This window comes from Brenneria izadpanahii, from assembly GCF_017569925.1.
GTDB lineage: Bacteria > Pseudomonadota > Gammaproteobacteria > Enterobacterales > Enterobacteriaceae > Brenneria > Brenneria izadpanahii.
Genome location: NZ_CP050854.1, coordinates 1,739,712 through 1,760,660 on the forward strand (window position 1 = coordinate 1,739,712; position 20,949 = coordinate 1,760,660).

At 58.6% G+C, this 20,949-nt stretch carries 20 protein-coding genes; 13 read left to right on the forward strand and 7 right to left on the reverse strand.

The window, feature by feature from the left end:
• Nucleotides 1-86: 86 nt before the first annotated feature.
• Entirely contained in the window at nt 87-1,808 is a 1,722-nt protein-coding gene (locus HC231_RS07655; protein WP_208230462.1) for a tannase/feruloyl esterase family alpha/beta hydrolase, read from the forward strand.
• A gap of 90 nt (nt 1,809-1,898) precedes the next feature.
• Here the strand turns inward: HC231_RS07655 and ftrA are convergent, their stop codons facing one another.
• Nucleotides 1,899-2,858: a transcriptional regulator FtrA gene (gene ftrA, locus HC231_RS07660; protein WP_208230463.1), complete on the reverse strand. Its 960-nt coding sequence runs from the start codon at nt 2,856-2,858 to the stop codon at nt 1,899-1,901.
• Between the two features lie 210 nt (nt 2,859-3,068).
• Between ftrA and HC231_RS07665 the strand changes: the two genes are divergently transcribed.
• A complete protein-coding gene (locus HC231_RS07665) occupies nt 3,069-4,010 on the forward strand; it encodes a DMT family transporter (RefSeq protein ID WP_208230464.1) in 942 nt (313 codons plus the stop codon).
• A gap of 13 nt (nt 4,011-4,023) precedes the next feature.
• Here HC231_RS07665 and HC231_RS07670 read toward each other — a convergent pair whose 3' ends face one another.
• Entirely contained in the window at nt 4,024-4,995 is a 972-nt protein-coding gene (locus HC231_RS07670) for a D-2-hydroxyacid dehydrogenase family protein (RefSeq protein WP_208230465.1), read from the reverse strand.
• A 343-nt stretch (nt 4,996-5,338) separates the two neighbouring features.
• Between HC231_RS07670 and HC231_RS07675 the strand changes: the two genes are divergently transcribed.
• From HC231_RS07675 to cybB, 3 genes are all read left to right on the forward strand, one after another.
• Nucleotides 5,339-6,133, forward strand: a complete 795-nt coding sequence (locus HC231_RS07675) for a siderophore-interacting protein (RefSeq protein WP_246494716.1) — start codon at nt 5,339-5,341, stop codon at nt 6,131-6,133.
• Between the two features lie 101 nt (nt 6,134-6,234).
• The gene (locus HC231_RS07680; RefSeq protein ID WP_208230466.1) at nt 6,235-6,777 is read left to right on the forward strand and encodes a PadR family transcriptional regulator; all 543 of its coding nucleotides are present in this window, start codon (nt 6,235-6,237) and stop codon (nt 6,775-6,777) included.
• A gap of 163 nt (nt 6,778-6,940) precedes the next feature.
• A complete protein-coding gene (gene cybB / locus HC231_RS07685; RefSeq protein ID WP_208230467.1) occupies nt 6,941-7,495 on the forward strand; it encodes a cytochrome b561 in 555 nt (184 codons plus the stop codon).
• A gap of 36 nt (nt 7,496-7,531) precedes the next feature.
• Here the strand turns inward: cybB and HC231_RS07690 are convergent, their stop codons facing one another.
• A complete protein-coding gene (locus HC231_RS07690; RefSeq protein WP_246494718.1) occupies nt 7,532-8,965 on the reverse strand; it encodes an aminotransferase-like domain-containing protein in 1,434 nt (477 codons plus the stop codon).
• Between the two features lie 411 nt (nt 8,966-9,376).
• On the opposite strand from HC231_RS07690, the gene HC231_RS07695 reads away from it, so the two are divergent.
• From HC231_RS07695 to HC231_RS24330, 8 genes are read left to right on the forward strand one after another with little or no spacing between them, the layout of a single operon-like run.
• Nucleotides 9,377-9,859, forward strand: coding sequence for an MSMEG_0572/Sll0783 family nitrogen starvation response protein (locus tag HC231_RS07695; RefSeq protein WP_048638200.1), 483 nt, complete (start codon nt 9,377-9,379; stop codon nt 9,857-9,859).
• 13 nt (nt 9,860-9,872) lie between these two features.
• Nucleotides 9,873-10,880: a Nit6803 family nitrilase gene (locus HC231_RS07700; protein WP_208230468.1), complete on the forward strand. Its 1,008-nt coding sequence runs from the start codon at nt 9,873-9,875 to the stop codon at nt 10,878-10,880.
• On the forward strand, nt 10,840-11,994 hold the full coding sequence (locus HC231_RS07705; protein ID WP_208231254.1) for an MSMEG_0568 family radical SAM protein: 1,155 nt from the start codon (nt 10,840-10,842) through the stop codon (nt 11,992-11,994). The genes HC231_RS07700 and HC231_RS07705 overlap by 41 nt, the downstream gene beginning before the upstream one ends.
• A gap of 12 nt (nt 11,995-12,006) precedes the next feature.
• Nucleotides 12,007-12,570: an MSMEG_0567/Sll0786 family nitrogen starvation N-acetyltransferase gene (locus tag HC231_RS07710; RefSeq protein WP_208230469.1), complete on the forward strand. Its 564-nt coding sequence runs from the start codon at nt 12,007-12,009 to the stop codon at nt 12,568-12,570.
• The gene (locus HC231_RS07715; RefSeq protein WP_208230470.1) at nt 12,567-13,526 is read left to right on the forward strand and encodes a sll0787 family AIR synthase-like protein; all 960 of its coding nucleotides are present in this window, start codon (nt 12,567-12,569) and stop codon (nt 13,524-13,526) included. Before HC231_RS07710 ends, HC231_RS07715 begins: the two co-directional genes overlap by 4 nt.
• 15 nt (nt 13,527-13,541) lie before the next feature.
• A complete protein-coding gene (locus HC231_RS07720; RefSeq protein WP_208230471.1) occupies nt 13,542-13,832 on the forward strand; it encodes an MSMEG_0570 family nitrogen starvation response protein in 291 nt (96 codons plus the stop codon).
• Nucleotides 13,833-13,849: 17 nt separating this feature from the next.
• Entirely contained in the window at nt 13,850-15,124 is a 1,275-nt protein-coding gene (locus HC231_RS07725) for an MSMEG_0569 family flavin-dependent oxidoreductase (protein ID WP_208230472.1), read from the forward strand.
• Between the two features lie 39 nt (nt 15,125-15,163).
• Entirely contained in the window at nt 15,164-15,463 is a 300-nt protein-coding gene (locus HC231_RS24330) for an AMP-binding enzyme (RefSeq protein ID WP_425490516.1), read from the forward strand.
• Nucleotides 15,464-15,485: 22 nt separating this feature from the next.
• Here the strand turns inward: HC231_RS24330 and modD are convergent, their stop codons facing one another.
• From modD to HC231_RS07750, 4 genes are read right to left on the reverse strand one after another with little or no spacing between them, the layout of a single operon-like run.
• The gene (gene modD / locus HC231_RS07735) at nt 15,486-16,334 is read right to left on the reverse strand and encodes a ModD protein (protein ID WP_208230474.1); all 849 of its coding nucleotides are present in this window, start codon (nt 16,332-16,334) and stop codon (nt 15,486-15,488) included.
• 57 nt (nt 16,335-16,391) lie between these two features.
• Nucleotides 16,392-18,230 carry an ABC transporter ATP-binding protein gene (locus tag HC231_RS07740; protein WP_208230475.1) on the reverse strand — a complete coding sequence of 613 codons (1,839 nt, stop codon included), beginning with the start codon at nt 18,228-18,230 and terminating at the stop codon, nt 16,392-16,394.
• 9 nt (nt 18,231-18,239) lie between these two features.
• A complete protein-coding gene (locus HC231_RS07745; protein ID WP_208230476.1) occupies nt 18,240-19,676 on the reverse strand; it encodes a M81 family metallopeptidase in 1,437 nt (478 codons plus the stop codon).
• A 10-nt stretch (nt 19,677-19,686) separates the two neighbouring features.
• Nucleotides 19,687-20,820 carry an ROK family transcriptional regulator gene (locus tag HC231_RS07750; RefSeq protein ID WP_208230477.1) on the reverse strand — a complete coding sequence of 378 codons (1,134 nt, stop codon included), beginning with the start codon at nt 20,818-20,820 and terminating at the stop codon, nt 19,687-19,689.
• Nucleotides 20,821-20,949: the final 129 nt, after the last annotated feature.

The window sequence follows — 20,949 nt, forward strand, 5'->3', positions numbered from 1 at the left end:
TACGTCAGGGTGCGGAATCTCTCGGTATCGATGGAATGTTTGTCTTTATACTGCCAGAGCGATAATAGCTGCATAAAGGGAATATTATGGATCTCAAATTATTTAAGCATTACGGGAGAATATGCGCTCTCGCATTTTCTCTGCTGCCGTGTCTCTTGACCACGGCGCAAGGCGCGGAATCGGCCAAGCCGGTCGAGTTGAATATCGTCAAACCCGCGGTAGCCTGTTCGACGCTGACGCAATTCGATTTGACGAAGATCGGCGGCGAAGGGAGCCGGATTACCTCGGCGCGGGAAACGCCGATGAACGGCGCGGCATTTTGCGTCGTCGAAGGCGTCATGATGCCGGAAATTACGTTTAAGCTGCTGCTGCCGGTGGAGAGCTGGGGCCAGCGCTATATGCAAATCGGCTGCGGCGGATTGTGCGGGCAGATTAATCTTCAGGTCGGCGCGGCCGCCGGTTGCGAAGCGCTCAAGGCCGATGGCTTTGCGATGGCCGCAAGCGATATGGGCCATAAGGCGAGCGAACAGGACTTCGGCAACGATGCGCAAAAACGCAAAGACTTCGCTCATCGTTCCGTTCATCTTACCTCCGTCGCCTCCAAGGCGCTGATTGAGGCCTACTATCAGCGGCCCGCCGCTCATTCCTATTTCAACGGCTGCTCCGACGGCGGGCGGGAAGCCTTAATGGAGGCGCAGCGCTATCCGCATGATTTCGACGGCATCATTGCCGGTGCGGCGGCGATGAACTTCCAGGTGCAGAATGCGCTGTATCACTCCTGGCAGGCCATCAGCAATACCGGAACGGACGGCAAAGCCATCATTACCGCCGCGGAACTTCCGCTGATCCACCGCGCCGTGCTGGCGCAGTGCGACGCTCTTGACGGGCAGAAGGATGGTTTGATCGCCGATCCGCAAGCCTGCCATTTCGATATGAGCGTGCTGAAGTGCGGCGCGACGAACGCCGGCCAGTGTCTGACGGAGACGCAACTAACCGCGCTGAGGCGGCTGTATGAAGGGCCGAAAGACAGCGCAACCGGTAAAAGACTCACCGTGGGCGGACCGCAGTATGGATCTGAACTGGCCTGGGCCGGCGTCTTTGTTCCGCAGCAGGCCTCCGATCCGATTTTCAGTCAGTTAATCGCCTTGCCCGCGCTGAGGTATATGCACTTTGTGAAAAATCCGTCGGAAACGTTTTCGTTAAAGGATGTGAAATTCACCGAGGCGACCTTTGATGAATTACGCAAACTTCATCCTTTTTATGACGCCACCAACCCCGATCTTAAGGCGTTCGCGGCGGCGGGAGGAAAGCTGATTATCTGGCACGGCTGGTCCGATCCGCATATCTCTCCGCTGAACTCGATTGCCTATCACAATGCGGTCGGCCAGTTTATGGGCGAGGCGAAGCGCGACGAATTTGAACGTTTATACCTGCTGCCCGGCGTTTATCACTGCTCCGACGGGGAAGGGCCGAGCCTGGTTGATTTCCTGACGCCGATGATGAACTGGGTGGAAAAAGGCATTGCGCCGGATAGCGTGATTACCTGGCAGGCCGCCGCGGATGAGAGCAACAGTTTTGGTCAGCCGGTAAAAGACGAAAAACCGGATCGCAACGGCTTGCATCTGGAAACCATCCCGGCAAATGCCGCGTCGCGTCCGGTATTCCCGTATCCATACTATGCGGCATACGACGGCAAAGGCGATGAGAAATCCGCTGCTTCCTATGTCCGCAAACCGCTGCTCAAAACCTATGACCATTATTCGTGGCTGGGTGAAAACTTCTATCAACCCTATACCTTCATCGACTAAAAATTCGCAGGGCGGCGCTAACGCGGCCCTGCGTGCTCCCTTTTTTGCCGATGCGCCCGCCAACCGGTTCAGCCGTTGCGGGCGTCTCGATTAGCGATGCCGGTATTGGGTGGGACTGCATTTTTCGTAAACCCGGAAATAGTGGCGCAGCGTGGCTTCCGACGTATGGCCGGATAACTCGGCGACTTTTTCCACCGACCAGTCGGTATCGCGCAATAGCTGCTTGGCATAGGTCAGCCGGCGTTGCGCCAGCCACTGCATGACCGACATGCCGGTGGCGTCTGAAAAATGGCGCTGCAAAGAGCGTTCCGACATCATCATGCGTCTGGCCAGTGAACTGATGGTATGCGGCTGGATAAAATTCCCGTCAAGCCAGTCCAGCAGTACGGCCATGCGATTTTCCCCTTGTTCCACGATCCGGCTTTGCGCCTGCTGGCGGTGTTTACCCGCGCGCAGGAATGGGATCACCATTCTTTCCGCCACCATATTGGCTATGCGCGCGCCGTGGTCGCATTTCACCAGATAGAGCAGCATGTCCAATCCGGCCGCCGATCCCGCGGAGGTGAGGATTTGTCCCTCATCGATATAGAGCGCGGAAGTCGACACATTAATATCCGGGTATTGCTGCGCCAGCAGGCGGGCATGGTGCCAATGCGTCGTAACCTTCTTGCCGTGCAACAATCCGGCCGCGGCCAGCACAAAGGCGCCGGTACAGATACTGCAAATTCGCACGCCGCGCCGCCAGGCTTCGCGCAGCGCTTGCAGCAAGGCTTCCGGCGGCTGGTCGTGAATATTGCGCCAGGCGGGGATCACGATGGTGTCGGCGGCGCTCAGTATTTCCAGCCCGTAGGGAACCGTGACTTCAATGCCGCCGGCCGCCTTCAGCGTGCGGGATTCCGCCGAACATACTGAAAACCGATACCAGTCGGTTTTCAATTCCGGGCGTTTAACGGCAAAAAACTCCACGACGCAGCCAAATTCAAACGTGCGCAGCCCGTCATAAGCGACGGCGACCACATGGTGTGCTTTTTTGGCGCTTTTTTTACGCATTTTGGCTTTTCTCTGACTGGTTTGATAAAGCGGTGATATATGAAAATGCCATAAGTTTCCTACGTATTCACGTTACTTGATCTTTTTTTGCCGATCGTGGATTGGCGTATTTATGACATTACTATGCTCCTGAAAAATAACCAGGACATGCCTCTAATTATTGGCTTCGGCTATCAGGGCGGCCGGCTTAATCAATCAGGAGTTGCAGCGATGAACAGCGGAATTTATGTGAAACTGATGCTATCGGCATTTTTCTGGGGAAGTTCGGTTGTCGCGGGGAAATATGCATTACAGATTTATCGTCCGTCGGAGGTGTCGTTTTTCCGATTTTTTATTGCCGCGGTGATTATGTTTTTCCTGGTGAGTCCGAAAAAGGCGATATTCGCCGTTAGCCTGCGCGATCATCTGCGGCTGTTTATACTCTCTTTGTCGGGCGTAACGCTGTGCTACTACTTTTCTTTCAGCGGGCTGCATTTAAGCTCTGCGTTTAATACCGGGATTATTGAAGCGACCACGCCGTTGTTAACCCTGCTGCTCGCCGTGGTGTGCGGCATGGAACGTATGACCTTCAATCAACTGGCCGGGCTTATCACGGCCTATCTTGGCATCGGGATCACCATCAGCAACGGCAACTGGCAGACGCTGGTCAATGCCGACTACAACAGCGGCGATATTCTGATACTGCTCAGCACTCTCTGCTTTGCCATTTACAATATCCTCACCCGAAAATGGCAGCTTGCCATTCCCGATCGGGTGTTTATGTTTTACTTTTTCTTTTACGGCTGCCTGGCGCTGTTCCCCTGGCTTATCCTTGATGCGGGAAATCGGGACGCGATCCCCTGGTATGACGCGCTGCGGCCGCTGCCGCTGTTCTCCATCCTGCTTATGGCGGCCGGCGGGTCGGTAATCGCCTACCTATTTTTCAATCAGGGCATCAGCGCCATCGGGGTATCTAAAGCGGCTTCTTTCATTAATCTGGTGCCGCTGGTTACCGTGTTTCTCTCCGTTTGTCTGCTCGGCGAAACGGCGGGGGTTTCCCAGTGGGCGGGCGCCGTTATCATTCTCGGCGGCGTATTCCTGGCCAATAAAAACGTTGCGAATAAAAAAAACGCTATGCGGCTGGCGAAAAAACCGTTGAAAAATCTGGAGTGACGGACGCGGGCGGCTACGCCAGCGCACGCAGCGGTTTCCCCGCCAGGAACGCGTGAATATCTTCAACGGCTTCGGTGAAATAGGTTCGATAGTTGTCGTCGGCTACATAGCCGAGATGCGGGGTCGCCAGCACATTGGGCAGGGAACGGAACGGATGATCGGCGGGGAGCGGTTCAATATCAAAGACATCCAGCCCGGCGCCGGCGATTTGCTGCGTGCGCAGCGCGTGCAGCAGCGCGTTTTGATCGACAATCGCCGCCCGCGAGGTATTAATCAGCAGCGCGGCGGGTTTCATCCGCGCCAGTTCCGCCGCGCCGAGCAAACCGCGCGACCGCTCGCCAAGCACCAGATGAATCGACACGATATCGCTGCCGCTCAGTAATGCCTCTTTTGATTCGGCGAGGGAGACGCCGTGCTCCGCCGCGCGTTCCGCCGTCAGATTCTGGCTCCAGGCGCTGACCTCCATGCCGAAGGCCTGCGCAATGCGCGCCATTCTCTGCCCGGTTTTACCCAATCCCAACAACCCCAGCCGCTTACCGCTTAACCCGATGCCAAGGGTGCTTTGCCACGCGCCGTTCTGGCGTAACGCATTGTTTTCGGTCAGCAGACGGCGGGCCAGACCGAGGATCAGCGCCCAGGCCAGCTCAACCGGCGCCGCCGACCCGCTGCCGGTGCCGCAAACGGTCACGCCGCGGGATTTTGCCGCGCTCAGGTCGATGGCCGCATTGCGCATGCCGGAGGTGATCAGCAGCTTAAGTTTGGGCAGACGGGAAAACAGCGAGGCGGTAAACGGGGTGCGCTCGCGCATGATAACCACGATATCCGCATCGGCCAGCACAGCGGCCAGTACGGTTTCGTCGGCAATATGCTGCGTCAGCGAGCGGCATGTTACCTGAGGCGCCAGCCCCGACCAGTCGGCGAGCGACAGCGCAACGTTTTGGTAATCGTCAAGAATGCAGCATTGCAACGGTGCGGATGCGGACATAGCGCGGCCTTATCAGTAACAGAGGAACACTGATTAAGGGTTATAGCATCAATGCGAAAAATCCAACAGTTCGGCGGCCAAACCTCTGCTGGCAGGTCACGGATTTCTTGTCCGCTATCGGCGCCGGGCGGGGCGTTTTCCCGCGCTTAGCGCCGCATCAGCGCACAAATTGTTACTGTTGAACGGCGGTAATCATGTTTACATTTAGCGTTTAAGATATATCATGAATATGTTTTATACATTGAATGAGAATGATTTCCTTACGCCGGACAATAAATCGCGGTGGATGGCGGCATCACGCTGGGCTAAGTTTTGCCTGCAACCAGAACGAAGGAGAACGATTTTGCGTAATAACGATGAAGAGAATAACAACCGTATTCCACGCCGCGTGCGTAACGAATTGCGCATTCGCCCTATTGAAGTGGTCAGCAAGCGCAAGATTGCAGACTGCTTCTACCGCATTGAATTTGCGGGCGAGGCGCTGGCGGGATTTGCGTCTTTAGGCTTTGACGACCATATCAAAGTGTTTTTCCCCGATCCTGAAAGCGGGGCGCTGCATATGCCCGAAGTGACCGAGCAGGGCGTAACCTGGAAAGACGGCGTGCGTCCAACCGGCCGTGATTACACGCCGCTCTATTTTGACGAGCGGCAGAATCGCCTGACCATCGATTTTTATATTCACCAGGGCGGCGTCGCCAGCGACTGGGCGACGCAGGCGCAGCCTGGCGACGCGCTGGCGGTGGGCGGACCTCGCGGCTCGCTGATTGTCCCGACGGATTACGCCTTTCAGCTCTACGTGTGCGATGAAACCGGGTTGCCCGCGTTTAAACGCCGTCAGCGGAGCATCCGGGCCGAACATGTCAAATTGTTCGCCTTTACCGACGAAGCGGCCGGCCGCGCCTATCTGGACAATCTGAGCGGCGTGGCGGCGAGTTGGCTGGGCAGCGGCAAGATGCAGCCGGAAAACCTGACGGGGCTGATCGCTGAACTGGATAGTATCGATCTGCCCGACGAGGATTATTTTATCTGGCTGACCGGCGAGGGGGACGCGGTTAAAAAGCTGAGCGACTACTTTATTGAACAGCGCGCGCTGGATCCCGATTTCGTGCGTGCGGTGGCCTATTGGCATCGGAAATAACGCCGCCGCGCCGATTCACCGAATCCTACCGCCGCCTGTGTTGAATTTCGCCGGGTGGCGCACTACCATCAACCCCCTTTACATTTTGGCTTAGGCAGGCGATGAAACTTCAGCAATCTTCCCCTTTGCGGCAATCCGACGATGAACGGCGTTCAGCATGCGTCAAGCTGCGCAGAAAGCGTCGCGATAAAATGCTGGATGCCAATGATATCCGTTTGCTGATCCTCCACTTCCTGTCGCAAGGCGCCGCGCATGGCTATGAGCTGATTAAATCGATTGAAGATCTCTCCAAAGGCGAATATACGCCAAGCCCAGGGATTATCTATCCCAGTCTTACCCTGCTGGAAGAGATGGCATGTATTCGCGCGCTGGACGATAGCGCCACGCGCAAAGCCTACAGCCTGGAAGCAAAAGGTCGGACGTTGCTGCAACAGAATCAGGATAGTTTAACCGTCATCATCGGGCGTTTAACGTCACTGGCTATTTTGGTCAATAATCGCAGTATTCCCGAGGTCGAGCGCGCTATTCATAATATGAAAACGGCCCTGAATTCCCGCCTTTCCAAGCAAGATCTTTCCCAGCAAACGCTCCATACCATTATTGATGCGATGGATGAAGCGGCCAAGAAAATAGAGCGGAGTTGATGTTCTGACTTTTATTACCGCGCCGGTTCGGCATTATCTCGCCGGAATGTTAAATTCCATGTGAACCAGTGCCGCTGTAATTTTAAATTAATGTAAAATTTTTGGTTTATCGAAAAAGACATGGGTATTGTGTGGGCATATCATTGTTGAGAGAGACCCCGCCATGTCGAAGTCAGAGCGCTTTTCCGGTGTGCAGATTGCGTTGCACTGGGCCGTATTTATTCTTTTGATCGTGACTTACGCCACCATCGAACTACGTGGTTTGGCTCCGCGGGGAACCCTTGCCCGTCAGATTGTTATGGGCCTGCATTTCAGCTGCGGCTTTACCATCCTGCTGCTGATGGTCGCCCGCCTGTTTTATAAGATGAAATACGCCACGCCGCCCGTCGAACCGCCTTATCCGCGCTGGCAGCACTATCTGGCGCACCTGACGCACGGACTTATCTACGCGCTTTTTCTGGCGCTGCCTATCCTGGGGCTGTCCTCTCGCTATTTGCGCGGCAATGACTGGGCGCTTTTCGGCATCGGGATGCCGGTGGCGTCGGCGCCCAATGCCGAACTGGCGCGCTCCCTGATTGATATTCATGAAACGCTGGCGCCGTTGGGATATTGGCTGATTGGATTGCACGCCGCCGCGGCGCTGTTCCACCACTATTTCATGCGCGACAACACGCTGCTCAGAATGATGCCCGCCAGAAAAAAACGCACCTCGGCGTAAACGTTCCGGGGATGTTTATCCGGCGGGGCGCGATATTTACAGCGCTCCGCTGGTGAAATGCTCAGGATATTCCATCAGATCGGCGACGGTGGCCAAATTCTCTTCACACATCTGACGATTGTAAGCGCCGCCGAGGCACAGGCGCAGCGCGGCGGGCGGATTATTATCGGTGCTGAACGCCGCGCTGGATACCGCGCTAACGCCTTGTTCTCGCAGCCTGATCGCCACATCGGAAGGGTTCCAGTGCCAATGCCTGGGCAGATGGAGCCACAGGTGAAAGCCGTCGCTATCCGCCTGATAGTGGAATTTATGCAGGTATTTGGCCGCCAACTGCTGACGCAGACGCGCCTCGTGACGGATGGCCGCCAGCACGGTATCGGCGGTGCCGTCGCCGATCCACTGGGTCGCCAGCGCGTTGGTTATCGGGCTGGACATCACGGTTAATGCTCTGAGCGCTCCCGCCAACAGTTGGGTGGAACGTTTGCCCGGACCTTTGATATAGGCAATGCGCAGACCGGCGCCAAAACATTTCGACAACCCGGTAACGTGCCAGGTGAGCTCCGGCGCCAGCTCGGCGAAGCTGGTTACGCTATGTGCGGGCAACGCCGAGTAGGCATCGTCTTCAATAATCGGCACGCTGTAGCGCAAGGCGATATCGGCCAGCGATTCCCGGCGGCGCAGCGGCACCGTCAGCGTGGTGGGATTATGGATGGTCGGATTGAGGTACAGCGCGCTGACGTGGTTCGTCTGGCATTGATTCTCAAACGCGCGCGGCAGCGGGCCGTCGCCATCGCACTCCAGCGCCTGTAGCGGGATATTCAACTGACTGGCGATGGCTTTCAGACCGGGATAAACCAGACTCCCCACGCAGATTACCCCGCCTTTGCGCCCGAGCAGCGTAGACAATCCCACCAGCGCACTGTGGATCCCAGGACAGACCAGCACCTCGTCCATTTCCAGTTTCGGCAGCCGTTTTCCCAGCCAGATCATCGCCGCTTCTTTATCGCCGACCGTACCGCCAAAGTCCTGATAGCGCAGCAGGCTATAAATATCCTTGTGAGCGAACAGATTGAGAGCGCCCTGGCGGATGGCTTCCGCGATACCCGGCGCTTCCGGTTCGATCGGCGAATTCATGGTCATATCGTAGCTGCTGCCGCTGCTCAGCGGGATGGCGGGGACTTTTCCCCGGATAAAACTGCCCAGTCCCGGACGCGAGTCGATCAAACCGCGTTTTTTGGCTTCGGCATAGCCGCGCGTCACCGTGGTGTAGTTGAGCGATAGGATCGCCGCCAGATCGCGCAGGGGCGGAAGGCGGTCGCGCGCCTGAAATTCGCCGTTATTGACGCCATCGGCGATCAGGTCGGCAATCAGCAGGTAGGCGGGGCGTTGCGTTTGCTGGCGCAGACAGTTAGCCCAACGTTCGTAAATGCGGTCAATCATGGCGTCGGTTACCTCTCGATTACGTTTCATTGCCGTGGTCATCCCGCGGCGGCAGGCGGGAACACCGGCAACGCCGATGGTATATAAACAGGCTTGCGCCACTTTAGGCTGAAAAACAGTCAGTAATCAATCATTGAATACTTGATTGCATCATTGATTGCATATTGATTTTTTATGTGTGCATTAATAGTGCATTAAAGCATCAAAATAGTGCGAAACAGGTGATGGTTATTCGTGTGTTGTGTGTAATTTGTGAACGATAGTGAGTTAAAGTGAATTTTTTTTGCCGAGATTTTGAGCGAATGATTTAGCAATGATTGCATCGCCCATTTTGGGACTGGCACAGGCTTTGCTCTGATTATGAGGTCGCGCTATTTGCGGGATACATCGCAACGGGAAGCCTCAGGTTTTCCCTCTTATAAAGACAATGCGGAGCACACCATGCCAACAGTAACTTTACCTGCCCATAAAACCGGTGATTTTCTGGTCGACTATGAAGAGAAGGTGTTTGAGGACGTCAAGGCCGAGCCGGGACAGAAAGCGCTGGTCACCTTTCATACCGTCGCGTTTGAAGGATCGATCGGTTTCGTCAATATGCTGCAGGCCACCCGTTTGCAGCGCAAAGGCTTCGAAACCTCAATATTGCTCTATGGTCCCGGCGTGACGCTGGGCGTGCAGCGCGGCTTTCCGACGCTGGGCGCGGAAGCGTTTCCCGGCCACCAGAACTACAACAACCAACTGACCAAGTTTATGGCGGAAGGCGGCAAGGTGTACGCCTGCCGTTTCGCGCTCCAGGCGCTGTACGGCCACGGCGAACCCTCGTTGATTGAGGGCATCCGGCCGATCAATCCGCTGGACGTACTGGATCTCAAACTGCTGCATACGCGCGATAACGCACTGATTATCGATACCTGGACGATGTAAGCGGAGGCGCGAGATGGCTCAGTCACGTACGGTTCGTGCGGCTGCGGTACAGATCGCGCCGGATCTCCATGAGGCCGGCAAAACGCTGGCCCGGGTTCTGGACGCCATCGATCAGGCAGCAATCAAAGGCGCGGAGATAGTGGTTTTTCCGGAAACCTTCGTTCCCTATTATCCCTATTTCTCTTTTATCACCCCGGCGATGACCGCGGGCGCCGCCCATCTGCGGCTCTACGACCAGGCGGTACGGGTGCCCGGCCCGATAACCCAGGCGGTGGCGGAGCGCGCCAGACAGCGGGAAATCGTGGTGGTGCTGGGCGTCAACGAGCGGGATGGCGGCACGCTGTACAACACGCAACTGGTTTTCGACGCCAGCGGCAAGCTGGCGCTCAAGCGGCGCAAAATCACCCCGACTTACCATGAGCGCATGATCTGGGGCCAGGGCGACGGCTCCGGGCTGAAAGTGGTGGACACCGCCGTCGGGCGCGTCGGGGCGCTGGCCTGCTGGGAACATTACAACCCGCTGGCGCGCTATAGCCTGATGACCCAGCACGAAGAGATCCACTGCAGTCAGTTCCCCGGTTCGCTGGTGGGGCCGATTTTCGCCGAGCAGATGGATGTCACCATTCGTCATCATGCGCTGGAGTCCGGCTGCTTCGTGATCAACGCCACCGGCTGGCTGAGCGACGCGCAGATTGAGGAACTGACGCCCGATCCCGCGCTGCAAAAAGGACTGCGCGGCGGTTGCCACACCGCCGTCATCTCCCCTGAAGGCCGGCACATCGTACCGCCGCTCACCGACGGCGAGGGCATTCTGATCGCCGATCTGGATATGCATCTCATCACCAAGCGCAAGCGCATGATGGATTCGGTGGGGCACTACGCCCGGCCGGAACTGCTGAGTCTGCGTCTTGACGATCGCCCGGCGCGTTATGTGACGCCCGGCTACACCGATTCCGCTCGTGAAAGTGAAGGAGACCATGATGACGACTTCCAGCCAGTCCAGACAACAACTGATCACTGAATTGCTGACGCAGGGCGTCAATGTGGTGAATCCGTCGGCGCAGCACGTCAGCCGGCACGGCGGCGCCGGTCCGTCGGATCATCAGGCGGTGACCATCGACGGCGTGACGGTCATGGTGCCGATCTACACCCAGACGGCGCGCCACTCGGCATGGCAGGTCAAACACGCCGGACAGGGGAAAACCACCCTGCTGAAAGACAGCATTCCGGTACGGGATATTACCTTTGCCCGCAAACCGAAGTTTTACGATTTGCAAACCGAGGATGGCATTCCTTATTCCCATATCGCCACGCTGCACGGCACCGACGTGCTGGCGACCACGGTGCTGCAAACCTGCATCCGCTATGAGAACCGCCGCAAGGCCTGCCAGTTCTGCGCTATCGGCCAGTCGCTGGCGGCGGGGCGCACCATCGCCCGTAAAACGCCGCAGCAGTTGGCCGAGGTCGCTAAAGCTGCCGTGGAGCTGGACGGCGTCAAGCATATGGTGATGACCACCGGTACGCCGTCCGGCAGCGATCGCGGCGCGCGTATTCTGGTGGAGAGCGCGCTGGCGATCAAAGCCGCCGTCGATCTGCCGCTGCAAGGCCAGTGCGAACCGCCGGGCGATCCGCTGTGGTTCAACCGAATGAAGGAGGCGGGCATCGACGCGTTGGGCATGCATCTGGAAGCGGTAACGCCCGAAGTACGCGCCCGCATCATGCCCGGCAAGGCGCAGGTGACCATTGAACAGTACCTGGTCGCTTTCGCTCAGGCGGTGGCGGTTTTCGGGCGCGGCCAGGTCAGCACCTATATTCTGGCCGGCATGGGAGATACGCCGGAGGCGATTCTGGCGATCTCGGAGAAGCTGATCGCGCTGGGCGTCTATCCGTTCGTGGTGCCGTTCGTGCCGATCAGCGGCACCCCGCTGGAGCATCATCCGGCGCCCAGCAGCGCGTTTATGACATCGATCCTGGAACCGCTTGGCCGCATGCTGCGCGAAGGGCGGCTGCGCTCTTCGGATATCAAGGCCGGCTGCGGCCGCTGCGGCGCCTGCTCATCGTTATCCAGCTATGAAAAGGCCGGCGATGAGCCGCTCGGCTACCAACCATCCGGCCTCGTACGGGCCAGCGCCTGAAGGAGAAAGAGGATGTCCGGTTATCCTGAATACACGATTAAGTGGGTCACCCTGCCTTGGGAGCGCCGTCAGGCTTATGCCCTGCGCCAGCGCGTGTTTTGTCAGGAGCAAGGGCTGTTTGAACAGCACGATCTCGACGAGATCGACAGCCAGGCTAAGTTACTGGTGGCGTTGGGAACGCTGGCGGGCTGGCATGAGGAAGTGGTGGGAACGGTACGCATCCATCAACCGCGGCCCGGCGTCTGGTTTGGCTCGCGGCTGGCGGTGGACGATCGTTTTCGCCGTCAGGGACAGCTTGGCCCGATGTTGATCCGTCTGGCGGTCAGCAGCGCGCACGCGCTGGGCTGTAAGGAATTTTATGCCCATGTGCAGCAGCAGAACGAACCGCTATTCAAGCGCATGCACTGGCACACGCTGGAGAGCGTAACCTTACGCGGCATCCCTCATGCTTTTATGCAGGCCGATCTGACGCACTATCCCCCTTGCCGCGATCCGCTTAGCGGCATGGTGCTGGGCGGCCGCTTGCCGCGGGTGCCGGCGGAGCTGGCGCCGCTGATGATGAGGGTCGCCGGATGAGCCTCGCCTTATCCGAACTCCTTGATTCCGTAAGGCGCGCCAGCGGAATCGCGCATAAACGCGATATTCAGCTGGTCGCCGATGCGCTGCGGGACGCCTGGCCGAACCGCTATCCCAACGGCGATGACTGCGCGGCGATCGATGCCGACGGAGGCTTTAATCTGCTGGCGATGGAGGGATTCATCAATGACTTCGTGGAACAGGATCCGTGGTTTGCCGGCTGGTGCGGCGTGATGGTCAACCTCAGCGATATCGCCGCGATGGGCGGACGCCCGCAGGCCATCGTCAACGCGCTGTGGAGCGCGCAGGACGCGAAGGCGGAGCGGATTTTACAGGGGATGGCGGCGGCGTCGCGCGCTTATCAGGTGCCGATTGTCGGCGGGCACGCCAATCTGCGCAGTAACCAATCGCAGCTGGCGGCGGCGGTGTTAGGCCACGCCCGGCGGGTACTGAGCAGCTTTGCCGTAAGGCGCGGCTTAACGCTGGTGGCCGCCGTCAATTTACAGGGGCGCTGGCATCCGCCCGGTCTGAACTGGGACGCGGCGACCCATGCCGACCCCGCCGGGCTGCGCCGGGCGTTGGCGATACTGCCTGAACTGGCGGAGGCGCAACGGGTGGTGGCCGCCAAAGATATCAGCCAGGCCGGATTGTTGGGCACGCTGGTGATGATGCTGGAAAGCGCGCGGCTCGGCGCCAGTATCGATCTAGAGGCGATCCCCAAGCCGGACGAATGCGACTGGCGATCCTGGCTATGCGCCTTTCCCAGCTTCGGCTTTTTACTGGCCGTTGCGCCGCAGCAGACGGAAACGGTCGTCGCCCGTTTCCGCGACGCCGGGATCGGTGCGGCGGCTATCGGCGAATTTGACGATTCGCGCCGTCTCACCGTCTCCCGCAACGGCGAGCGCGACTGTTTCTGGGACTTAAACACCACGTTATTGACCGGCATGGGCCGGTAACTTCTGGAGGTAAACATGCCTGCTATGAACTTTGTCGTATGCTGGCCGGACGGCAGCAAAGAGAAGTGTTACTCCCCGTCCACCGCGATCGAGAAACACCTTATCGTCAATCATCCTTATACGGTGGAGTCGTTTGTGCGTATCGCGCAGACCGCCCTGAGCGAAGCCAGCGACCGGGTGGCGGCCAAATTCGGCTATGCCTGTTCCAGCGCGATGGATCAGTCCCGCGCCATTGAACAGAAAGCCCGGCAGTTCGCCGCCGCCGATCCGGTGGTGGTGGAAGAGATCACCGTTATCGGTCAATGAATCAGGTGGATATCGACATGCAGCGTAAAGAGTTTCCGGTGGTGATTATCGGCGGCGGACAGGCGGGGCTGGCCATGAGCTATTGCCTGACGCAGAGACGCATCGACCACGTTATCCTTGAACGGCGCCGGCTGGCCTGGGCGTGGCGCGAACAGCGCTGGGACAGTTTCTGCCTGGTGACGCCCAACTGGCAGTGCAAGCTGCCGGGCTTTCCCTATGACGGCGACGATCCCGACGGCTTTATGGTGAAAGATCAGATTATCGATTACATCCAGCGCTATGCGGACAGTTTCAACGCGCCGCTGCGCGAGGGCGTCGGCGTCAAGCTCGTCAGCCGGGAGGGGGAGGGCTATCGGCTTGCCACCAACGACGGCGATTACCATGCCAAACAGCTGGTGGTGGCGGTCGGCAACTATCATCGCCCGCGTTTTCCCGATATTTCAACGCGTTTACCGCAGTGGATCACCCAGGTGCATTCGGCCGGTTACAAGTCTGAACGGCAGTTGCCGGCAGGAGAGGTGCTGGTGATTGGCTCCGCGCAGTCCGGGGCGCAGATTGCCGAGGATTTGCACCTCGCCGGGCGGCAGGTTCACCTGTGCGTCGGCAGCGCGCCGCGCGTATCGCGCTTCTACCGCGGGCGCGATGTGGTCGCCTGGCTGGAGGACATGGGTCATTATAAACTCACGGTTAACGACCATCCGCTGGGCGAGGACGCCCGGCGCAAAACCAACCATTATGTAACCGGGCGGGACGGCGGACGAGACATCGATCTGCGCGCCTTTGCGCTACAGGGCATGCGGCTTTACGGCCGGCTGACGGATTACCGCGACGGCAAGCTCATCACCGCCGACGATCTGGCCCATAACCTTGATGCGGCCGACGCCACCTCGCAGAAAATCAAAGACAGTATTGATGAATGGATCGCGCAGCAGGGCATCGATGCGCCCGAAGAGCCTCGCTATCAACCGCTATGGCGGCCGGAGAATCCGCCGACGGAAATCGATCTGAGCAAAACGAATATAACCGTTATTGTCTGGGCGGTCGGATTCAAAACCGATTTCAGTTGGATCGATGCGCCCGCTTTTGACGTCCGTGGATATCCTATCCATACTCGCGGCCGTTCAAGCTCGCCGGGGCTCTATTTTCTTGGCCTGCCGTGGTTGTGGACCTGGGGTTCGGGACGTCTCGAAGGCGTGGGCGAGGATGCCGAATATCTCGCCCGCCATATTGAAGAGCGCAACGGTGTTATCGCGTCCCAGACGAAGGTGGCGAGCGATGGCGATGTTTTGTGATAAAACAGCGGCGCGCCCTGCGCCGATAATGTCCCCGGTATGCTGGTCATTCGAGACCCCCTGAGGCCGGGCGGCATAACGTTGAACACGATCAGCGTTACTGGCGGCAAGAAAACGATCGCTGGCTCTATTTCACGCACGATCGCGCGGTGCGCAAGGGGCGATTTGCGTGTTGGGAAGAATGGACGATGTGATCAACGGCGCGCATTGCAGCAGAAGATTCGGCGGCGGGTGATTACCGGATGCGGCCGTCATGCAATACCCCGGCATATTTATTTTGTCCCCGAACTACCGCGCACTTTTTCCGGTAAGGTGGTAAGGCAACAACTGGCGGTTTAACCGGGGATGTCGTCTCGTCCGCTTAAGTTTGGGCGATCAGCCGGGTTTTTATATCGGCGGGCGGCGCGTAGTAGGGGGCGGAGGTTATCAGCAGCGATACGCCGGTGCGGGCGTAGTCTTCGATGCTTTGCAGATTGATCCCTCCGGCCAGCGCCAGGCGGCATGAAGGCGCAACCTGCGCGGCGAGCGTTTTCAAGCGCAGAATATCTTCAACGGCGAACTTGTCCAACTGCAGGATATCGGGCGCGGCCTGGAGCGCGCGCTCGGCGTCCTGGAGGGTATTCGCCTCAACGACGAGCGTTTTTTCAGGCGCGTTGCGGCGTAGGGCGGCGATCATTCCCGGCCAGTCTTCCCGATCTGGCCAGAACTCGCGATGGTTGGCGAACAGCAGAATGCTTTCCGCCGTACCCAGCCGGTGGATGATTCCGCCGCCGGCGATAACGGCCTGCGTGGCCAACAGCTTGGTGCCCGGAATGGTTTTGCGGGTACAGGCGATTTTGCCGTCCTCGCTATGGCGCCGCAGGATTTGCATCATCCTGAACATATAGTCCGTCACGCCGCAGCTCCACTCCAGAATATTCTGCGCGGTTTTCCAGCCCTGATGCAGCGCATCCGCCCGGCCTTTGGCGGCCAGCAGGATATCGCCCGCTTCCAGAAGCTGTCCGTCCTCGGCGGCCGTTTCGATCTCCAGTCCAAGGCGCAGCAGTACGCGGCGGGCGGCGTCGATGCCGCTGACGCATCCGCCCCGGCGGTGCTGATAGACTATCTTCCCGCGGCGGGCGCCGATGCCCAGCGCCCGGGTGGTCAAATCGCCGCCCTGAATATCATCTTGCAGCCATTGTTCGAGCTGAGAGTCCGGTAGAAAAACCATGCTGCGCCCCTTCAACGCCGATGCCTGTGATGAATAAGGATAAGCGCGCCGGGAGAATTACGCCATCACCCAGTGGCCCTGGCCGACCTCGCGGTAGTGGCGGGGTTGCGGCTGATAGCCCAGCGCTCGGATAGGGCTTTTCAACTCGTCGACCGCCAGATTGCGTTTCATATGCCGCCGCGCGGGATCGGGGATCGGCACCGAGGCAATCAGCTTGCGCGTATAGGGATGCTGGGGATTATCAAAAATCGCCGCCCGCGGGCCGATTTCCACAATTTCGCCCAACAGCATCACGGCTACCCGGTGGCTAATGCGTTCGACCACCGCCATATCGTGGGAAATAAACAGATAAGACAGCCCCATACTCTCCTGAAGATCCATCAGCAGATTAACCACCTGGGCTTTTACCGATACATCCAGCGCCGAAACGGATTCGTCGGCCACGATAACCTTGGGGTCTAGCGTCAAGGCGCGGGCAATACAGATCCGCTGCCGCTGACCGCCGGAAAACTCATGGGGATAACGCTTCATCATCTCCGGCGACAGCCCGACCTTGGTCATCAACCCGGCGGCTTTTTCTCTGGCCTGCGCCCGCGTACCCAGCCGGTGCTGCAGGAAAGGTTCGGTCAGGGTTTCCTCAACGCTCATTCGCGGGTTCAGGCTGGCGAACGGATCCTGAAAAATCATCTGAATCCGGCGGCGCATCAGCCGCAATTCATGCGAACTCAGGTTGAGCACGTCATAGCCGTCAAAATCGATATGGCCGTCCAGCGGTTTTACCAGCCGGGTAATCGATCGTCCGGTGGTGGATTTGCCGCAGCCGGATTCCCCCACCAGCGACAGCGTTTCACCCGGCAGCAGGTCGAAGCTGACATTCTCCACCGCGTGCACCGCCCCAACCGGCCTGTTCAGTATGCCGCCCCGAACGCTAAACCTGGTGGTCAGGTTGCGAACCGACAGCAGCGGTCTTTGTCCGGCGGGCAACGCATGTCCGGTGGTTTTCGGCGATGACATCTTACCAGTGACGGCGTCACTCTCAGGAAACTTCATCGGCCACGGCTGGTCTTTCATCGAGCCGAGCCGGGGAACGGCCGCCAGCAACGAACGCGTATAAGGCGTCGCGGGCGCGGAGAATATCTGCCGGGTGGCGCCGGTTTCCATGCAGTCCCCGCGGTACATCACCAGCGTGCGGTCGGCCGTTTCGGCCACCACGCCCATGTCGTGGGTGACGAACAGGACGGCGGTTCCTTCTTCGGCCTGCAATGTTTTGATCAGATCGAGAATTTGCCCCTGAATGGTCACGTCAAGGGCGGTGGTCGGCTCATCGGCAATCAGCAGTTTGGGCCGGAGCGCCAGTGCCATGGCGATCATCACCCGCTGGCGCATTCCGCCGGAAAATTGGTGGGGATAGTCGTCAAACCGCGAGCCGGCGTTGGGAATGCGCACCTTTTCCAGCAGGCTGATGGTCTCTTTGCGCGCTTCACGGGATGTCATATTGCGGTGGTTAATCAGCGATTCGGCGATCTGGTTGCCGATGCTGAACGCCGGGTTAAGGCTGGTCATCGGCTCCTGGAAAATCATGGCGATTTCATTGCCGCGGATTTGCCGCATCTGCTTTTCACTGAGCGTCAACAGTTGCCGGCCGTTAAGCTCGATGCTGCCGGCGATGCGGCTTTTCCGGGCGTCCAGCAACCGCATAATAGACAGCGAGGTCACGCTTTTTCCAGAACCCGACTCGCCGACGATCGCCAACGTCTCTCCGGCATTGATTTCAAAGGAGATATCATTGACGACCGTTCGCCATTGGTCGTCGTCTCTGAAGGCGGTGGTCAGGCGTTCCACCTTGAGCACCGGCCCGGAAGCAGCCGCTGAAATGCGATTCACTGATGTCGTCATAATCTACTCTCAGGACGGAAACCGCGCCGAACAGCATACGTTCGGGCTGAACTTTGCATCTTGATCAAAGGGAAAAGTAGGGCGCGTTTTTCTGTTTCGAGCCAGGCGCTCCACATACTGATCCACCACGCCCTGCGACAAAGCCATCAGGTTGGGGTTGGCCAGCGGCGCCAATTCGGGAGAAAGATAGCCGGACTTCACTACCACGATGGCGGCGGTTTCCGGGGTTAGTCCCAATAGATGGAAATCCGCCAGATAGTGGTAAGGACGACGACGGTCGGCCACCACCAGTTGGATCCCGCCGGTGCGTAATACCGCCTGCCGGGCGGCCGAACGGGATTCGTCGCTCAGGGTGACAACCTCAAATTCGGCGGTGACCTGAACGCCGGCCGGATCGAGTGTGGCGCCGACGGTAAGCGTCAGGGTTTTGCCTACGCCGGCGGCGAAAGCCGCGTCGGTGGCGGGCTTATCGGTGATGCCGGCGACAATGACGCCCTGCGCCCGCTGGCGAATCAACTCCGCCAGAACATCGGCCCGATCGCCCACGCCGCCGCCGGTCGGGTTATCGCCGGAGTCGGCCAGGATAACCGGACCGGTGGCGCTGGCAATCGCCTTCGCGACGCATTCGCTGACCGAACCGGTTTCACAGCCGAATTTGAAATCATGGCGAGCCTGCCAGTATGACGCGGCGATTTCAATGGCCCGCGCCGACATCAGTTCCCGATCGGTGCCGGTGATGATCGAGGCGGCGGTGGCGCGCGGCTCATCGGCCCACACGTAACCGACCATCAGCGAGGCATCCCATATTCCTTCCTGGGCGTCGATAGCGGGCAGCGCGGCATACAGGCTTTTCGCCGGTTCATCTTCGGTGCTGGTGCGTTCGCCGGGCAGCACCACCGGCACCGGCGCCCAGAGTACGCCGGGGCGCACGCCGGTTTGCAGACACTTGACCAGCATGGAAACCGAACGTTGCATTGTTTCCCGCACATCGATATGCGGCGCGGTGCGGTAGGTGGAGAACATATCAATGGCGTCGACGATCCGCTGGGTGACGTTGCCGTGCAAATCGTAGCTTACGCTCAGGGGGCAGTCGCCGCCGATGAGTTCGCGCGTGGCGCTGATCCAATCGCCTTCCGCATCTTCCATCCCCTCAACGTACATAGCGCCGTGCATCGCCAGATACACTCCGTCGACCGGCAGGCTGGCGGCGAGGCGGGTAAGAAAATCCCGCTTAAAGTTTTCGTAGGTTTCGCGCGCGATCGGCCCGCCGGCGATGGCGCGGGCGTGGAACGTCGGAATAAACGTCGCCGGGTAATCTTTCAGGAAGGCAAAGTATTCGTTTTCAGTCAGTTGTCCGCCCCGCAGAACCCGAAAATCATCTTCGCGGTTAAGAACCGGATTATAGGTGCTGCATTCTATGTGAATGCCGCCGAAAGCGATGCGCATATCAGCCTCGTTAATCAGGTAAATGGATAAGGAAACGGTGAGCCGCAATACTGGCGGCGGCCCGCGCCCAGGTATCTTCGTTAATGATGATGGTGGATACCGGCGTTTTGCCGGAAATGCCCGGCAGAACATTCGACTCAATCGACTGCAGCACCACGGTGCGCAGCAATCCTTCGAATGCCTGGGGATGATGGGCGATAACCACCAGTTCCGGATCGTTCAACTGGATGATATTGGCGATAGCCAGACCCAGCGCGCTTCCGGCACGGTGTAAAATGGCGATGGCCGAGGTGTTGCCCGCCGCCGCCAGCTTTTCCAGTTCGTCGACGGAACCCGCCGGCAGCCCTTTTGCCTGCGTCATTTCACGAATGGCAATCAGCGACGCAATGGTGTCCAGGCAGCCGCGTTTGCCGCACCGGCAGGGCGTGCCGCCCAGTTCGATGGTGCAGTGTGCGATTTCGCCGGCGCCGCCGTGAGCGCCGCGGTTCAGGTTGCCCTGCAGATAGTGGGCCGAACCGATGCCATCGCTGTGGGTGATGACGGTGAAATTTTTGATGTCTTTTGCCACGCCGAACAGCTTTTCACTGACGGCCAGCGCTTTGGCGTCGTTTTCCAGGGAAACATCCAGCCCGGTTTTTTGTTTAAGCAGCGCGGCGAGAGGCACATTTCGCCAGCCCAACAGTGCCGACTGAACGCAGGTTTCCTGTTTTTCATCGACAAACCCCGACAGGGTGACGCCGAGGCCGATGACCTGTTCGTTCCTGATTTTTTTGCTGACCAACAGATCGGGCAGCGCCCTGGCGATCCCTTCGGCCAGCGCTTCCGGCTGCGGCTCAAGGGGAATGGCTTTGCGGATCAGCGTCTTGCCATGCATGTCGATCAGCACCATGCGCGTCTCTGCGCCCAGCAGCGACACGCCGATAAAATAGGCGCTATCCGCGCGCATTTTTAAGCGAACCGCAGGCCGGCCCTGTCCGTTGGCTTCCGCGTCGGTCTCGGCGAGCAGACCGTCAGCCAGCATTTCCTTAATCACGCCGCTGATTGCGGCTTTGCTGATTCCCATCTTTTGGGCAAGCGCTGTGCGGCTCATCCCCTGAGAGGCGATGATCAGGCGCAGAACCTGCTGTTGTTGTGGCGTTAACATATCCGATCCCTGATGTAGTGCGGTGATATCTGATGCGACAATAATCATAAGATATGAAATTATCAACATAATTTAGTTCATTAAAATTACTAAACAACGATTATAAGTAAAATATATGAACAAACTTGA